Genomic DNA, 2,340 nt, shown 5'->3' on the forward strand with positions numbered 1-2,340 from the left:
TCACCACGTCCGCACCCAGCCACGCCAGCAACTGCGTCGCCGACGGACCCGACTGCACATGCGTCATGTCCAGCACGCGAACACCGTCAAGAGCCTTGGTCACAACCGCCACCTCACGTGTCCAACGACGGGTCAGGAGTGGTACGCAGGCTCCACACTGTAGATTGCATACCGTATGGAGTAACCCCATGGTTGCGGCAGCCGCGATGGATGTCCAGAGGGCGCCGGGAAAGATTTCCTCATGCCGGGGCCGCTCCGCGGCTCCCGGCACCACCCCGCCCCGCTGTGGCGGTGATCAGGTCCAGTGGACACTGGCCAACGGGTAGCCGCCCGCGTCGAAGGTCTCCTCGCACACGGAGATCCCGAACGCGATCTCCAGACCCTTGCGGAACCGCTTCGGCCAGTCGGCTATGCGGCCCTCGTCGTCGAAGACCGGACGCCCGTCGACGTAGCGGACCCCGGGGCGGCATCCCGCGTCGTGCATGGCCCAGTTGAGGAAGGACATCTGGGGCTCGTGGCCGAAGTAGTGCCCGCCGGCCAGTGCCGTCTCCTCGCCGAACCGACCGCGGATCTCGCCCTGCCACACCTGCCGGCCGCCCTCGAAGTAGGTCATGCAGTACATGCCCTTCGCGGCGATGTTGTACAGGAGGACGACCCGGCCGGTCCCCAGCGGCAGCGCGAAGCCTTCGTGGAAGTGGAGCAGGTAGTCGAAGTCCCCCGCGAGGAAGGACCACTCGCCTTCCTTGCCGTAGACGGTCACAAGGGGTTCGTCGGGGACCCTGGTATGCGGGTGGGTCCGGTCGTGGACGGCCTTGGCCTCGGCACTCACCGGCTCGGCCATCTCCCAGGGGACCGCGCCGAAGACCACCGCCAGGTCCTGCGGCGCGATCCCTTGCGCGAACACGAGCCCGGCCTGCCCCCCGAGGACGGGGTCCTCGGCGTCGTTCGGCCAGCGCTCGCCGATCCATGCGATTCCATCGTCTTCCGCCATGGCCAGGGACCGTAACAGTGCCGTCCGACCACGGAGTTCCGATCGTCACGGAACAGGAGGCCCTGGGGTGCGGGGTCGAGCGCGAGGGACATGGGTGAACCTCTCGGGGCACATCGGCACGGCTCGGCTCACTGCGGGGCGGGCGGATGTGATGCTGCGTCAGTACGCGGAGCAGCGCGTGGACGCGGTGATCTGCCGACGGCTCGGCGAGCTGTTCCGGGACGGGCACTGCACCGGTAAGGCCTGCTGACGACACCGCCCAAGTGGCTCACCGAGATCACCCGCAGTGCCCTGGAACGGCTGCTCGACTGGCGGCTGCCGCACGAACTGGCGCGGGGCGGTCACTCCGACGGCCCGCGATGCTACCTCCGCAGCGGCAGGGCGGCCGAGGAGGTGGTGGCCGGCATCGAGGCCGCAGGCGGCCGGGCCATGGCCGTGCAGGCCGACGTGCGCGAGGCAGCCGCCGTCGAGAACATCGTCGAGCGGGTCGGGGCGGCTTGGGGCGGCATCGACGTACTCGTGCACAACGCGCTCATCCCCTATGTGGTCAAGTCGTTCCAGGACATGACCTGGGAGGAACTGGGCTCGACGCCGAGATGCGTGCGGCGTTCGCGGTCACGAAAGCCGTCCTGCCCGCCATGACCGGACAAGGGTGGGGACGCATCGTCTATCTCGGTACCGGCCTCAGCGCCGGCCCCGGGAAGGCATGATCGCACTGGGCACGTCCAAGGCCGCGCTGGAACAGTTCGCCCGGCACCTCGCCCATGAGCTGGGCCCGCGGAGCATCACGGTCAACGACGTCGCTCCCGGCCGGTCGAGGACACCCACGTCTCCGTGGATGTGCTGGACGACGCGCTCATGCAGCGACAGGGGGCCGCCACCCCCCTGGGCAGGCTCGCACGCCCGGCGGACGTCGCCGAGGCGGTCGCCTTCTACGCCGGCGAGGACAACGCCTTCATGACCGGCACCACGGCCGCGGTCAACGGCGGGATGGCCATGTACTGACGGGCCGCCGTCCCGGTCCGGCACCCCACCATGAGGTACCGACGAAACGGGCCTCCGGTAGTGACGAAAGTCGCTGCTGGGGGCCCGTTTCTCGTGTTGATCAAGGGATCTGCAGGTCGGCTTGGCCGATCGTTGCGTCGCTCACACGTCGGAGCCCCCTCGTTGGCCGTCAGTGTGTGTCTCCCCAGCCAACAGGCACCGTCGCTGGCATGCGATGGGACTGAGCAAGCAAGCCACGCGATGCGAGGGTCAGTCCGCGGGGTGGAGTGCCGCGCGCAGGACGGTGATCGCCTGGGTGATGGCGGCCTGGGCGGCGTGGGTGGAGCGCAGGGCGTTGAGCATGA

5 protein-coding genes and 1 pseudogene are annotated in these 2,340 nt (G+C 69.1%); 4 read left to right on the forward strand and 2 right to left on the reverse strand.

The window, feature by feature from the left end; genetic code table 11:
* Positions 1–103: CoA transferase (locus ACFWVC_RS38555; RefSeq protein WP_384299563.1), on the reverse strand; the 103-nt coding region annotated here is incomplete at its 3' end.
* A 192-nt stretch (positions 104–295) separates the two neighbouring features.
* Positions 296–991, reverse strand: a complete 696-nt coding sequence (locus tag ACFWVC_RS38560; RefSeq protein ID WP_384299544.1) for a hypothetical protein — start codon at positions 989–991, stop codon at positions 296–298.
* 94 nt (positions 992–1,085) lie between these two features.
* Here ACFWVC_RS38560 and ACFWVC_RS38565 point away from each other — a divergent pair, with 94 nt between their 5' ends.
* The 4 genes and pseudogenes from ACFWVC_RS38565 to ACFWVC_RS38580 all read left to right on the forward strand — a co-directional run bounded on the left by ACFWVC_RS38565 (position 1,086) and on the right by ACFWVC_RS38580 (position 1,996).
* A complete protein-coding gene (locus tag ACFWVC_RS38565; protein ID WP_384299551.1) occupies positions 1,086–1,241 on the forward strand; it encodes a hypothetical protein in 156 nt (51 codons plus the stop codon).
* A 77-nt stretch (positions 1,242–1,318) separates the two neighbouring features.
* Entirely contained in the window at positions 1,319–1,633 is a 315-nt protein-coding gene (locus tag ACFWVC_RS38570; RefSeq protein WP_384299568.1) for an SDR family NAD(P)-dependent oxidoreductase, read from the forward strand.
* A gap of 64 nt (positions 1,634–1,697) precedes the next feature.
* Positions 1,698–1,763: pseudogene (locus tag ACFWVC_RS38575) on the forward strand (hypothetical protein); the annotation flags it as partial.
* A 62-nt stretch (positions 1,764–1,825) separates the two neighbouring features.
* On the forward strand, positions 1,826–1,996 hold the full coding sequence (locus tag ACFWVC_RS38580; protein WP_384299559.1) for an SDR family oxidoreductase: 171 nt from the start codon (positions 1,826–1,828) through the stop codon (positions 1,994–1,996).
* Positions 1,997–2,340 lie beyond the last annotated feature (344 nt).

The sequence above is a fragment of the Streptomyces sp. NPDC058691 genome (genome assembly GCF_042714775.1).
Taxonomy (GTDB): domain Bacteria; phylum Actinomycetota; class Actinomycetes; order Streptomycetales; family Streptomycetaceae; genus Actinacidiphila.